This is a genomic window from Nocardia sp. NPDC055029, assembly GCF_053608525.1.
Genome location: NZ_JBSGVQ010000009.1, coordinates 141,210 through 153,176, shown reverse-complemented (window position 1 = coordinate 153,176; position 11,967 = coordinate 141,210). Strand labels below are relative to the sequence as shown.

9 protein-coding genes are annotated in these 11,967 nt (G+C 69.6%); 5 read left to right on the top strand and 4 right to left on the bottom strand.

The genetic code is table 11. The features are described 5' to 3' along the window. Positions 1-207 precede the first annotated feature (207 nt). The 5 genes from ACWF9G_RS11515 to ACWF9G_RS11495 all read left to right on the top strand — a co-directional run bounded on the left by ACWF9G_RS11515 (position 208) and on the right by ACWF9G_RS11495 (position 6,250). Positions 208-1,299 carry a TauD/TfdA family dioxygenase gene (locus ACWF9G_RS11515; RefSeq protein WP_452514996.1) on the top strand — a complete coding sequence of 364 codons (1,092 nt, stop codon included), beginning with the start codon at positions 208-210 and terminating at the stop codon, positions 1,297-1,299. Beyond that, positions 1,271-2,281 carry an ornithine cyclodeaminase family protein gene (locus ACWF9G_RS11510; RefSeq protein WP_452514994.1) on the top strand — a complete coding sequence of 337 codons (1,011 nt, stop codon included), beginning with the start codon at positions 1,271-1,273 and terminating at the stop codon, positions 2,279-2,281. Before ACWF9G_RS11515 ends, ACWF9G_RS11510 begins: the two co-directional genes overlap by 29 nt. Continuing rightward, positions 2,272-3,687: an alanine racemase gene (locus tag ACWF9G_RS11505; RefSeq protein ID WP_452514992.1), complete on the top strand. Its 1,416-nt coding sequence runs from the start codon at positions 2,272-2,274 to the stop codon at positions 3,685-3,687. Before ACWF9G_RS11510 ends, ACWF9G_RS11505 begins: the two co-directional genes overlap by 10 nt. A 36-nt stretch (positions 3,688-3,723) precedes the next feature. Beyond that, entirely contained in the window at positions 3,724-4,758 is a 1,035-nt protein-coding gene (locus tag ACWF9G_RS11500) for a PLP-dependent cysteine synthase family protein (protein WP_452514990.1), read from the top strand. A gap of 103 nt (positions 4,759-4,861) precedes the next feature. Continuing rightward, positions 4,862-6,250 (top strand): MATE family efflux transporter, encoded by a 1,389-nt coding sequence (locus tag ACWF9G_RS11495; RefSeq protein WP_452515067.1) that lies wholly within the window; start codon positions 4,862-4,864, stop codon positions 6,248-6,250. 43 nt (positions 6,251-6,293) lie between these two features. Here the strand turns inward: ACWF9G_RS11495 and ACWF9G_RS11490 are convergent, their stop codons facing one another. From ACWF9G_RS11490 to mfd, 4 genes are all read right to left on the bottom strand, one after another. Next, on the bottom strand, positions 6,294-6,869 hold the full coding sequence (locus tag ACWF9G_RS11490) for a TerD family protein (RefSeq protein ID WP_189026033.1): 576 nt from the start codon (positions 6,867-6,869) through the stop codon (positions 6,294-6,296). 1 nt (position 6,870) lies between these two features. Continuing rightward, positions 6,871-7,350, bottom strand: a complete 480-nt coding sequence (locus ACWF9G_RS11485; RefSeq protein WP_379304821.1) for a hypothetical protein — start codon at positions 7,348-7,350, stop codon at positions 6,871-6,873. A gap of 173 nt (positions 7,351-7,523) precedes the next feature. Beyond that, positions 7,524-8,231, bottom strand: coding sequence for a MazG family protein (locus ACWF9G_RS11480; RefSeq protein WP_452514988.1), 708 nt, complete (start codon positions 8,229-8,231; stop codon positions 7,524-7,526). Next, positions 8,231-11,842, bottom strand: a complete 3,612-nt coding sequence (gene mfd, locus ACWF9G_RS11475) for a transcription-repair coupling factor (protein ID WP_452514986.1) — start codon at positions 11,840-11,842, stop codon at positions 8,231-8,233. Before mfd ends, ACWF9G_RS11480 begins: the two co-directional genes overlap by 1 nt. Between the last annotated feature and the right edge of the window lie 125 nt (positions 11,843-11,967).

Genomic DNA, 11,967 nt, shown 5'->3' with positions numbered 1-11,967 from the left:
CGGGCTGGACACCCCCCGAATGTCGCCCGTTCGGACACTTCGGGTAAAACACCGTGTTATATGAATTAGCTATTTCTCAGCTGATATCTTAGGTAAGTCTTGCCTAATTAGAAAACAAGCACTACCTTCGCTCATCGAGTCTCCGATCACCCGTGTTCGACCGATGCGAAGAAGGGAAGGCCGGTGAAAAGCGTTCTGTCCGAACGTATGACACTTCACCTGCACGACATCGAACATCGCGAGCTACCGCCCGACGCCGCCACGGCCGTCCGCGCGCTCGCGACCGACATCCGACACCGATTAGGTGACGCACCCCACACCGAGACCCTGCACGACCCCGTGCTGCTGGCCCAGGTGCGCGAGCGCGCCGCCGAACTCCCCGACGCCGTCCGCCACGCCGTGCGACCGCCCGCCACCGCGGCGGGCGCCACCGTCGTGCGGGGCCTGTGCGTCGACGACGCCGAATTCGGCCCGACCCCGCCGCACTGGCAGGCCGCGGCCACCGCGGCGGCCGACCCACGGCACACCGGCTCGCTCGAACTCGACATCGCGCTGCTGCTGCTGGCACGGTGCGCGGGCGAGCCGTTCGGGTGGCAGGGCCAGCAGAACGGCAGGCTGGTCAACAACATCCTGCCCGCCGCCGGCCACGAGGACGAGCAGTCCGGCGCGAGCAGCTCCACCTTGCTCAGCCCGCACAGCGAGGACGCCTTCCACGCCGCGCGGGCGAACCTGCTGATGCTGACCTGCCTGCGCAATCCCGACCGGGTCGCGACCACGGTGTCGTCGGTGGGTCAGGTGCGGTTGCCCGAGGAGGATCTGCGCGCGCTCGCCGTGCCGACGGTGCCGATCCTGCCCGACGTGTCCTACGGCACCGATTTCGATCAACCCGCACCCGCGCTGCCGACCATCTGGTTCGACGAAACAGGTAGTCCCACACTGCGTTACGATCCCGCCTATACCCCGCTCGACGATGCCGACCCGGCATTCAGAGCGGCCTATGCCCGCCTCACCGCCGAGCTCGCCCGGGTCTGCCACGCGCCCGCGCTGGCTCCGGGAGAGGTCCTGCTGGTGGACAACGACGTCGCCGTCCACGGCCGGGTGCCGTTCCGCGCCCGCTACGACGGCACCGATCGCTGGCTCAAACGCGTCAATGTCCGGTTGCCCGAACGTCGCAGGCGCCCGCAGGAGTCGTCCGAGAATGGGTATGGGCAACAGGTGGTCGCGCCGTTCCGGGCGAGCACTGATCGGACAGCAGAGCGGGGCAGGACAGATGAACGAGGATCCGTTGAACATCCGTGACCGGAGCATCCCGCTGCGGGTGCTCTCGCGCAGCGACCTGGCCGACGTGCCGATCACCCCGGCGGAGGTGGTCAGGGCCGTCGAGGAGGCGTATCTCGCCTTCGCGGCAGGCGAATCCGACAACCCGCGCAAGCTGAGCGTCGCCGATCCCGGCGGTTCCTCGGTGTCCTACGCGATGCTCGGCCGCGACGGCAGGCGCCGGGTGGTTGCCATGAAGACCTCCTACAAGTTCGATCCCGGCCACGACCGCAGCACCAAGCGGTACTACACCACCATCACCCTCTACGATGACACCACCGGCGCGCCCATCGCGATGATGGACTGCGCGCGGGTCGGCGCCTTACGCACGCCCGCGGTGTCGGCACTGCTGGTGCGCGAGACCGTGCGACGGGGTGCGGAGAGCGCGCTGCTCATCGGCACCGGCACCCAGGGCCGCAACGCCCTGCCGCATCTGCTGGCGGTGAATCCGCAGCTGCGCAAGCTGATGGTGTTCGGCACCCATCCGGAGGGTTTGGCCGCGGTACACACCCATCTCGCCGACGCGGCGCCGCACGCGCTGCTCGAGGTGGTCGACGATCCGTACGCGGCGGCCGCCACCGCCGACGTGGTGCTGGCGACCGCGGGGCCCGGCACCGAGGTCGCCCTCGAATCCGCCCATCTCGCACCGGGTTCGGTGGCGGTGCTGGTCGGTTACGGGCTCGCGCCGTCGACCCTGGTCGAGGCCGACCGGGTGGTCGCCACCAGCGCCGCGCAGATGGCGCTGACCGGCACCGATATGGCCGGGCCTGACGGGACGCTGCGCAGCGTCGATGCCGAACTGCCGCAGATCCTCACCCGCAGCACACCCGCACGGCGCAGCGAGGACGAGAAGATCTTCGTCTACAACAGTGGGCTGGTGCTCACCGATATCGCGGTCGCGCACGCGCTGGCGGCCCGTGCCATCGCCGAGGGACGGGGTACCGAGGTGCCGTTGTGGGACTGACGGACGCCGGTTCCGGTGGCGGCGGCGGTGGTTCGTCCGCCGACGCCGCCGTCCTGCGCCGGGCGGACGAACCGCAGCCGGGTCATGATCGGCCGGCGCACTGTGCGCCGCCGATGCCCGCTCGGATCAGCGTGGTGGAACACCGGCTGCTCGAGGCTCCGCAGCTGCTCGGCGATATCGCGGAGGTTGTCGGCGGACCCTTCCACGTGATGTTTCCCGACCGGGTCGCGATGAACATCAACGCCTTCCATGCCGCGTTCACCGACGCCGGAGTCGACGGGTTCGTGTACTTCGGGAAGAAGGCGAACAAGGCGGCGTGCGTGGCCAGGGCCTGTGCCGAGAACGGCGCCGGCATCGATGTCGCCAGTATCGGTGAGCTGGTCGCGGCGCTGGCGCAGGGAGTGCGCGGCGAGGATCTGATGGTGACCGGGCCCGCGAAGTCCGACGAGCTGTTGTGGCTGGCGGCGCGGCACCGGGCGCTGATCGCGATCGACGCGCTCGACGAGCTCGATCGGCTCACCGAACTGGGGGTACCTGCCCGCATCCTGCTGCGGGTGCTGCCCGGCGGCTCGACCAGCCGTTTCGGTCTAGACCCCGTCGAGTTGGAACAGGCCGTGCAGGCGGTGGCCGTCGAAGGCCCGATCATGCTGTCCGGCTTCAGCTTTCATTTGTCCGGCTATGACGCCATGGCCCGTGCCGAGCAGGCTGTCGCACTGGTCGGGCACTGTCTGCGGGCACGGGCGGACGGTCACCCGGCCGACACGATCTCGATCGGCGGCGGGTTCGGGGTGGACTACCTCGATGCCGACGCGTGGGCGCGGTTCCAGGACAACCTGAGCGAAAGCTGGTTCCATGCCGACCAGCCCACCGGTGGCTACTACCCGTATCACTTCCCGGCCCCGGGCGCGGACATGCTGACCGCGATCCTCACCCACAACGATCTGGCAGGACTGGTGCGCGACAACGGGATCCGTCTCGCTGTCGAGCCGGGCCGGGCGCTACTGGACCGGGCGGGTAGTTCCGTGTTCCGCGTCCAAGGCGTGAAAACCCGTACCGCACAGAGCGAACCGTACGACATCCTCACCGTCGACGGCACCAGCCTGAGCCTGTCCGAGCAGTGGTTCGCCAGCGAATACCTGCCCGATCCCGTGCTGTGGCCGCCACGATCCGGCCATCGCACCCCCACCTGTGTCGGCGCCACCACCTGCCTGGAGTCCGACCTGCTGAGCAGGCGGCGGATCCCGCTGCCGCGCCGCGCCCGCGTCGGCGATCTGCTGATCTACCCGAACACCGCCGGGTATCAGATGGACTCCAACGAGTCCCCGTTCCACGAACTCCCGCTCCCGCCCAAGGTCGTCGTGCGCGCGGCAGGCGACCGGTTGCGCTGGAGTATGGACGCCCGCTGATCCACCCGAGCTCCCAATCCGATGGAGGAATTTCCCATGGCTCTCGTCACGCGCGTGACGGATCTGATCGGCCGCACTCCCCTGTTCGAACTCGCCGTCACCGACTCCGGTACCCGGCTGCTGCTCAAGCTCGAACAGTTCAATCCGACCGGCGCCGCCAAGATCAGAATGGCCAGGTCGATGGTGCTCGACGCGGAGCGGCGAGGTTTGCTGCGCGATGGCGGGCATATCATCGAGTCGACGTCCGGCAACACCGGGCTCGGCTTGGCGGTGGTCGCGGCCGAACGTGGCTATCGATTCACCGCCGTGGTCGACAACCACGCATGTAAGGACAAACTGCGCGCGATGCGGGCCATGGGCACCGACCTGGTGTTCGTCGCCGACGACGGTGACGACGAGCTGGCCACCTCGGCACGAGAGGACCTCGCCGAGGCGATGGCGGCCGCCCGCGACGACGCCTTCTTCACCGAACAGCACAACAACGACGCCAATGCCGTCGGCTACTACGCGGTGGCCGAGGAATTGCTGGCCGAGGTCGAGCGGGTCGACATCCTGCTCTCGGCGGTCGGCACCGGCGGCTCGCTGTTCGGCACCGCCACCCGGCTGCGCGAGCTCGGCCTGCCCGCCCGGGTGATCGGCGTCGAGCCGGTCGGTTCCATCGCCTTCGGCGGCGAGGGCGGCCCGTACTGGCAGTCGGGCACCGGGACCCCGCCCGGCGCGACCATCGGCACCGCCGTCGACTACTCCCAGCTCGACGAGGGCGTGAAGGTCGGCGATGTCGACGCCTTCGCCACCGCGCGCGCCGTCGCCAGGACACACGGTCTGCTGATCGGCGGTTCGGCGGGCGGTTCGGTGCACAATGCCTTGGCGCGGCTCGAGGAATTCCCGGCCGGGTCGACCGTGGTCACCATCGTGTGCGACGGTGGCGAGAAGTACCTCGACACCGTGTTCGACGACGACTGGATGGCCGCGCGCGACCTGCTCGACCCCGCCGCCGAATGCGAGATCACCACGCTGCTGCGCCGCTACTCGCCGCTGCGGCGCCACGACGAACTGCTGGAGGTCAGGTGAGCGCGATCGCGCGCCACACGAGCAGCCGCCCCGGGGCGACCCGGAGCCTGCGGGTCGGCGCCCAGGGGCGCCACCTGTGGAACCGTCCCGGAGCGGGCGGGTGATCGGCACGCGGGCGGACAGCGGCGCACTGGCCAGGCTGGCGACGCCGATCGCGTTGACGCAGCTGGCGCAGATCGCGGTCTCGACCACCAACCTCGCGCTGATGGGCACGCTCGGGGTGGCCGAGGTCGCCGCCGGTGGCCTGGCGCTGGTGCTGTTCAACCAGATCCGCACCATGTGCGTCGGGTTGATCACCGGCACCGGCAATCAGATCGCCGGGGCGCTCGGCGCGGCGGGGAAGCGCGGCGACTCGGCCGACGACGAGGTGCGCGGCGTGGTGCGCGCGGCGTTCGTCATCGCCACCATCGCGGGTCTGCTCGGTGGGGCCCTGCTGATCGGGCTCGGCTGGGCGCTGTCGTTGCTGGGTCAGGACGAGGGAGTGCTTGCCCTCGCCAGGCCGATGATGATCGCGCTGGCGCCCGGCCTGCTGCCGTGTCTGTGGTTCCAGGTGCTGCGCCAGTACACCGTCGGCATGCAGCGACCGCAGGCGCTGCTGCTGGTGACGCTCGGTTCGGTCGCGCTGAACCTGGTGCTCGCGCTGACCTTCATCCACGGCTGGGCCGGGATTCCGGCGAGCGGCCTGACCGGCGTCGGCATCGCGACCTCGCTGGTCTTCCTGATCACCTTCGCGGTGTTCTGGGCGATGGTGCGCCACGACGAGCGACTCGGCCCGACACTGCCGTCCACGCCGTGGCCGGTGCGCTGGGCGACCGTGCGCGAGGAATTGCGCCTCGGCACCCCCATCGCGCTGACCTACGGGTCGGAAGCGGGCATGTTCTCGGTGCTGGCACTGGTGATGGGCAGCTTCGGGCCTGCCGCGCTGGCCGCGCACAATGTCGTCTACCAGATCATCTACATCGTGTTCCAGGTGGCGATCGGCATCTCGCACGGTGCGTCGATCCTGGTCAGCCACGCCGTGTCGCGCGACGAGTACAGCCACGCCAAGAACCTGGCCTGGGTAGCGCTGCGGCACGCGGGCATCGTCGCCGCGGTCACCGGCGTGATCTATGTTGCCGCGCCGAACCTGGTGCTTGCGCCGTTCCTCGACTCCGGCGACACCGACACGATCGCCATCGCGCACACCCTGCTGCTCATCGGCATCGTCCTGCAATTCTTCGACGCCGCGCAGAACATCGGTACCGGCCTGCTGCGCGGGCTCAAGGAGACCTCGGCGGGCTTCCGGCTGTCGTTGGTCGGCTACTGGGGCGTCGGCCTCCCCGCGGCCCTGCTGTTCGCGTTCCCGCTCGGCCTGGGCGCGGCCGGCGTGTGGTGGGGCCTCACAGCAGGCCTGGCCACCACCGCGGCGCTCATGCTGCGCAAGTACTTCGCCCTGCTCGACCAGGCGAGCACCGCGCGTCCCCTGCGGGTGCCTGCCACTCAATCGCGCTGACAACACGGCCCCGGTTCCGAGTGGAGCCGGGGCCGTGTTCGTCTCAGATATTCACGCCGTAGTCGCGGGCGATGCCTGCCAGGCCGGAGGCGTAGCCCTGGCCGATCGCGCGGAACTTCCACTCGTTGTTGTGGCGGTACAGCTCGCCGAAGACCATGGCGGTCTCGGTGGAGGCGTCCTCGGACAGGTCGTAGCGGGCCAGCTCGACGCCGGTGTTGGCGTCGGTGACGCGGATGTAGGCGTTGCGGATCTGGCCGAAGGACTGGCCGCGGGCCTGGGCGTCGTGGATCGACACCGGGAAGAAGATGTTGGTGATCGTCGGCGGGGTGGCGGCCAGGTCGACGTTGATCACCTCGTCGTCGCCGTCGCCCGCGCCGGTCAGGTTGTCACCGGTGTGCTCGATGGTGCCTTCCGGCGAGCGCAGGTTGTTGTAGAAGATGAAGTGCTGGTCGGAGAGCACTTTCAGGTTGGCGCCGGTCGCCAGCGCGCTGGCGTCGAGGTCGTGATCGGCGCCGGTCGTCGTCCGCACGTCCCAGCCCAGACCCACCGCCACCTTGGTGAGGTTGTCGGTCTGCTTCGACAGCGAGACATTGCCGCCCTTGGCGAGCGTGACAGTCATTTCAGTTTCCTTTCTCTGCCCAGGTCCGCAGGGTTTCGACCCGGCCCTCCAGTGCGCGCAGTTCGGACTCGTCGAGCACGGTGCGCTGAATGCCACGGTCCACCGCGAAGGCCGACTGGCGATGGTCGTCGATCACGTCCACGTCGAGCTGCACGGCGGTGTAGTCGTCCGCCGCAGGCATCTGCTCGGCGATCACCTTCGCCCGTCCGCGCGCGCACAGCGCGACATTGCCGCCGCCCAGGATCAGCAGCGCCACCTCGGGCTGGGCCCGCAGCCGGGCCAGCGAACCGCGATCGGACTTGAGGCTGATGAGAATCCGCCGGTCGCCCGCGCGCACCGGCCACGAGACGGGAATCGCGTGCGGCGCGGGATCGGTCGTGACCAGCACCGCGATCGTCTCCTGCGGCCACACCGGCAACACGTCGAGCTCAGGGTGATCGGTCGCGTAATCCTGCTCGGCCGGATCGACTTCTGTTGCCATCTACCTCACCTCGACGATCGTCGGACACCACGTGGCCCGCCGCGAACGGCGAGCGCACCCCCGAGTCTAAAGCGGTGTGCCACATGCCCGCTGGCTCGCGCCGGATTGTCCGGCAGATCTCAGCAACGTCTCAGCCGTCACCTGCGCGCACTTTTCGATTAGCTGACCGGTAACTACTTCGGCCAGTAGGCGCGCCATTCCTGCGCCGTCAACGGGAGACGTTCGCCACGTGCGGATTCCGCGGCGTCCTCGGCGGCGCGGATGGCGGTGGCGAAGTCGAGGGTGGCCTTACGCAGGCGTTCCTCGGCGGAATCCGGCCCACCGAGCTCGACTACGCGCAGCGTGCCGGGGACCAGATCGTCGGGCAGGCCCGCCAGGGAACTGCGCGAGCGGACCTTTTCGGCCAGCGCCAGCGCGGGCTGGGCCATGGCGATGCCGTCGAGGCAGGAGCGGCGCGACTTCTCCGCGGATTTGCGCTCCTCCCACGCCTTTTCCTGGGCGGCGATCTTGTCGGCCACCGAGGTGCCCGCCGGCAGGTCGGCCGCGGTCAGGTGCGGGCTGCGGTTGACCAGCTTGCCGACCAGCGTCGCTGCCACCTCGTCGACGGTGAATTCGCCTGCGGCTTCGGCGATCCGGGAATGGAACAGCACCTGCAGCAGCAGGTCGCCGAGTTCTTCCTTGATGGTCTCGTAGTCGCCCGCCTGGATGGCGTCGAGCAGCTCGTAGGTCTCCTCGAGCAGGTAGGGCCGCAGCGAGTCGTGGGTCTGGGTGGTCTCCCAGCCGCCGAAATGCCACAGCCGGTCCATCACCTCGACCGCGCCGGCGAGTCCGGCCGCGACGACGGCGGTGTCGGCCGCCTCCTGGGTAGCCTCGCCGCCCATCAGACCGGCGTCGCTTCCGTCGGCACCGAAAGATCCACCATGCCTTGCGGTTTGCCGTCCAGCGCGAGCAGCAGATCGGCGACGAACTGCAGCACGGTGACATCGCGCACCCGGTCGGCGCCGACGCTGTCGGTGACCCGGGGCAGCGGCAACTGCACCAGGCCGCTGGCCGCGCGGTAGGTCGCGCTCGGGTAGAGCCGCTTGAGCCGGAGCTGTTTGGAATCGGGCAGATTCAGCGGCGCGATCTTGAGTGTCGTTCCGGTGACCACGATCTCGGACACGTCGTAGGCGCGGGCGAGCAGGCGCAGCTTGGCCACCGACACCAGCCTGCCGACCTCCACCGGCAGCGGGCCGTACCGGTCGACGAGCTCCTCCACGACCGCGGCCAGCGCCGGATCGTCCTGCGCGGCGGCGAGTTTGCGGTAGGCCTCGAGCCGCAGCCGGTCGCTGGCGATGTAGTCGGGCGGGATGTGCGCGTCCACCGGCAGGTCGATGCGCACCTCTTTGTTCTCCTCGGTGACGATCGGCTTGCCGTCGGCGGCCGCGCGATACGCCTCGACGGCCTCGCCGACCAGGCGCACGTACAGGTCGAAGCCGACGCCAGCCACATGGCCGGACTGCTCGGCGCCGAGCACATTGCCCGCGCCGCGGATCTCGAGGTCCTTCATCGCCACGGCCATGCCCGCGCCGAGGTCGGAGTTCTGGGCGATGGTGGCCAGGCGGTCGTAGGCGGTCTCGGTGAGCGGCTTCTCCGGCGGGTACAGGAAGTAGGCGTAGCCGCGCTCGCGGGACCGGCCGACGCGGCCGCGCAGCTGGTGCAGCTGCGACAGGCCGAGGGAGTCCGCGCGTTCCACGAGGAGGGTGTTGGCGTTGGAGATGTCGAGGCCGGTCTCGATGATCGTGGTGCAGACCAGCACGTCGTATTCGCGCTGCCAGAAACCCTGCACGGTGCGCTCTAGCTGGTCCTCGTTCATCTGGCCGTGCGCGACGACCACGCGTGCCTCGGGCACCAGGTCGCGAATCTTCTTGGCCGCCTTGTCGATCGAGGACACCCGGTTGTGCACATAGAACACCTGACCGTCGCGCATCAGCTCACGGCGGATGGCGGCGGTGACCTGCTTGTCGTTGTAGGCGCCGACATAGGTGAGGACGGGGTGCCGTTCCTCGGGCGGGGTGAGGATGGTCGACATCTCGCGGATGCCCGCCAGGCTCATCTCCAGGGTGCGCGGGATCGGGGTGGCCGACATGGTGAGCACGTCGACGTGGGTGCGCAGGGCCTTGATGTGTTCCTTGTGCTCGACGCCGAAGCGCTGCTCCTCGTCGACGATGACCAGGCCGAGGTCCTTCCAGCGCACGCCGGTCTGCAACAGCCGGTGCGTGCCGACCACGATGTCGACCGCGCCGTCGGCCATCCCGGCCATGATCTCCTTGGACTCGGCCGCGTCGGTGAACCGCGACAGGCCCTTCACCGTCACCGGGAAACCGGCGACCCGCTCGGTGAACGTCTGCAGGTGCTGCTGGGCCAGCAGAGTGGTCGGCACCAGCACGACGACCTGCTTGCCGTCCTGGACCGCCTTGAACGCGGCGCGCACGGCGATCTCGGTCTTGCCGTAGCCGACGTCGCCGCACACCACGCGGTCCATCGGGACCGCCTTCTCCATGTCGGCCTTGACGTCGGTGATGGCCGTCATCTGGTCGACGGTCTCGGTGAACGCGAACGCGTCCTCCATCTCCTGCTGCCACGGTGTATCCGGGGCGAAGGCGTGACCCGGCGCCGCCTGGCGGGCCGCGTAGAGCTGCACCAGCTCGCCCGCGATCTCGCGAACGGCCTTGCGTGCCTTGCGTTTCGTGTTCGCCCAGTCGGAACCGCCGAGCTTGGACAGGCTCGGCAGTTCGCCGCCGACGTAGCGGGAGAGCTGGTCGAGCGATTCCATCGGCACGAACAGCCGGTCGCCGGGCTGGCCGCGCTTGCCCGGCGCGTACTCGATGACGAGGTACTCGCGGCGGGCGCCGCCGATGGTGCGCTCGATCATCTCCACGAAGCGGCCGATGCCGTGCTGGTCGTGTACGACCATGTCGCCCGCGGTGAGCGCGAGCGGGTCGACCTGGTTGCGGCGCTTGGCAGGCAGCCGCTTGCCCTCGGTGGGGGCGGTGACCCGGTTGCCGGTCAGGTCGGATTCGGCGACGACCACCAGGCTCGCGTCGTCGAAGATCAGGCCGTCGTGCAGCGAACCGCACAGCACACCGACCACACCCGGTTCCGGCACCGCGCCCGCCGCCAGGGCCGCTGCGGGCACCTCGGCGTCGGCGAGGCGTTCCAGAATGCGTTGCGCCGTACCGTGTCCGGTCACCACGACGACCGCGCGACCGCCGGTGGCCACGTGCGCGCGCAGCGACGCGAACATGGTGGCGACCAGTTCCTCGGACCCGCGCGCGGTGGGACCGGCCAGCACGGGCAGATTCACCTCCACCGGATCGCCGGAGCTGAGCGGGCTCAGCGTCCACCACGGCAACCCGAGTTCGTCGGCGCTGGTGTGCAGTTCGGGCAGGCTGCGGTAGCCGGAGGCGGCCAGGTCGAGGCCATGCGCGCCCAGCGGTGCGTCGCTTCCGAAAGACGCGGCGGTCCACGAGGCTTCGAGGAATTCCTCACCGGTGCGCACGAGATCGGCGGCGCGGGTGCGGATCTTCTCCGGATCGCACAGCAGCAGGTGGGTGCCTGCGGGCAGGGCCTCGGTGAGCAGGCTCAGCTTGCCGGGCGCGAGCACCGGAAGCAGGGCTTCCATGCCGTCGACCGGAATGCCCTCGGCGATCTTGTCCAGCATCTCGACCAGGGCGGCATCGGCCGCGTTGTCGGCGGCGACGGCGGCGGCGCGTTCGCGCACCGGCTCGGTGAGAAGCAGTTCGCGACAGGGCGGCGCGACGATGGTGTCGAGGGTGTGCTCGCTCAGCGAGCGCTGATCGGCCACCGAGAACGGGCGCAGCTCGGTGACCTCGTCGCCCCAGAACTCCACGCGCACAGGGTGATCCGCGGTCGGCGGGAACAGGTCGAGGATGCCGCCGCGCACCGCGAACTCGCCGCGCTTGCCGACCATGTCGACCCGGGTGTAGGCGAATTCCACCAGGCGGGCGAGCAGGGCGTCGAAGTCGTAGTCGGCGCCGACGCGCAGCACGATCGGTTCGATATCGCCGAGGCCCGCCGTCATCGGCTGCATCAGCGAGCGCACCGTGGTCACCACGACGCGCAGCGGCTCCGGATAGACCGGGTCCTCGGGGTGGGCCAGCCTGCGCAGTACCTCGAGCCTGCGGCCCACCGTGTCGGGGCCGGGCGAGAGCCGTTCGTGCGGCAGCGTCTCCCAGGACGGGAACATCGCCACCGACGGACCGAGCATCTCGGCCAGCTCGACGGTCAGGTCGTCGGCCTCGCGGCCGGTCGCGGTGACAACGACCAGCGGCTGCTGGGCCGCGATCGTCCCGGCGACGAACGGGCGCACCGCCGAGGGCGCGACCAGTTCCACCCCGGACTTGCCGACCAGGTCGGCAACCGTCCGCAGCGCGGCGTCACCCCCAGCCGCCTCGGCCAGACCGGCGAGCGGAGGACGAAGGGAGGACATGAACGCTCCTGATACGCAGACGGGATGTTCCGGGTCGAGTCTAATCACCGGCCCCGACACGTTCGGCGCACGCCTCCCGCCCCGCCGCGGTGAGGTCTCGGGTCGCGCCCGACGAGGTGATGTCC

Coding starts and splice junctions, on each gene's coding strand:
- ACWF9G_RS11485 (WP_379304821.1), bottom strand. CDS start 7,350: ATGGCAACAGAAGTCGATCCGGCCGAGCAGGATTACGCGACCGATCAC.
- ACWF9G_RS11515 (WP_452514996.1), top strand. CDS start 208: ATGACACTTCACCTGCACGACATCGAACATCGCGAGCTACCGCCCGAC.
- ACWF9G_RS11500 (WP_452514990.1), top strand. CDS start 3,724: ATGGCTCTCGTCACGCGCGTGACGGATCTGATCGGCCGCACTCCCCTG.
- ACWF9G_RS11490 (WP_189026033.1), bottom strand. CDS start 6,869: ATGACTGTCACGCTCGCCAAGGGCGGCAATGTCTCGCTGTCGAAGCAG.
- ACWF9G_RS11510 (WP_452514994.1), top strand. CDS start 1,271: ATGAACGAGGATCCGTTGAACATCCGTGACCGGAGCATCCCGCTGCGG.
- mfd (WP_452514986.1), bottom strand. CDS start 11,842: ATGTCCTCCCTTCGTCCTCCGCTCGCCGGTCTGGCCGAGGCGGCTGGG.
- ACWF9G_RS11480 (WP_452514988.1), bottom strand. CDS start 8,231: ATGGGCGGCGAGGCTACCCAGGAGGCGGCCGACACCGCCGTCGTCGCG.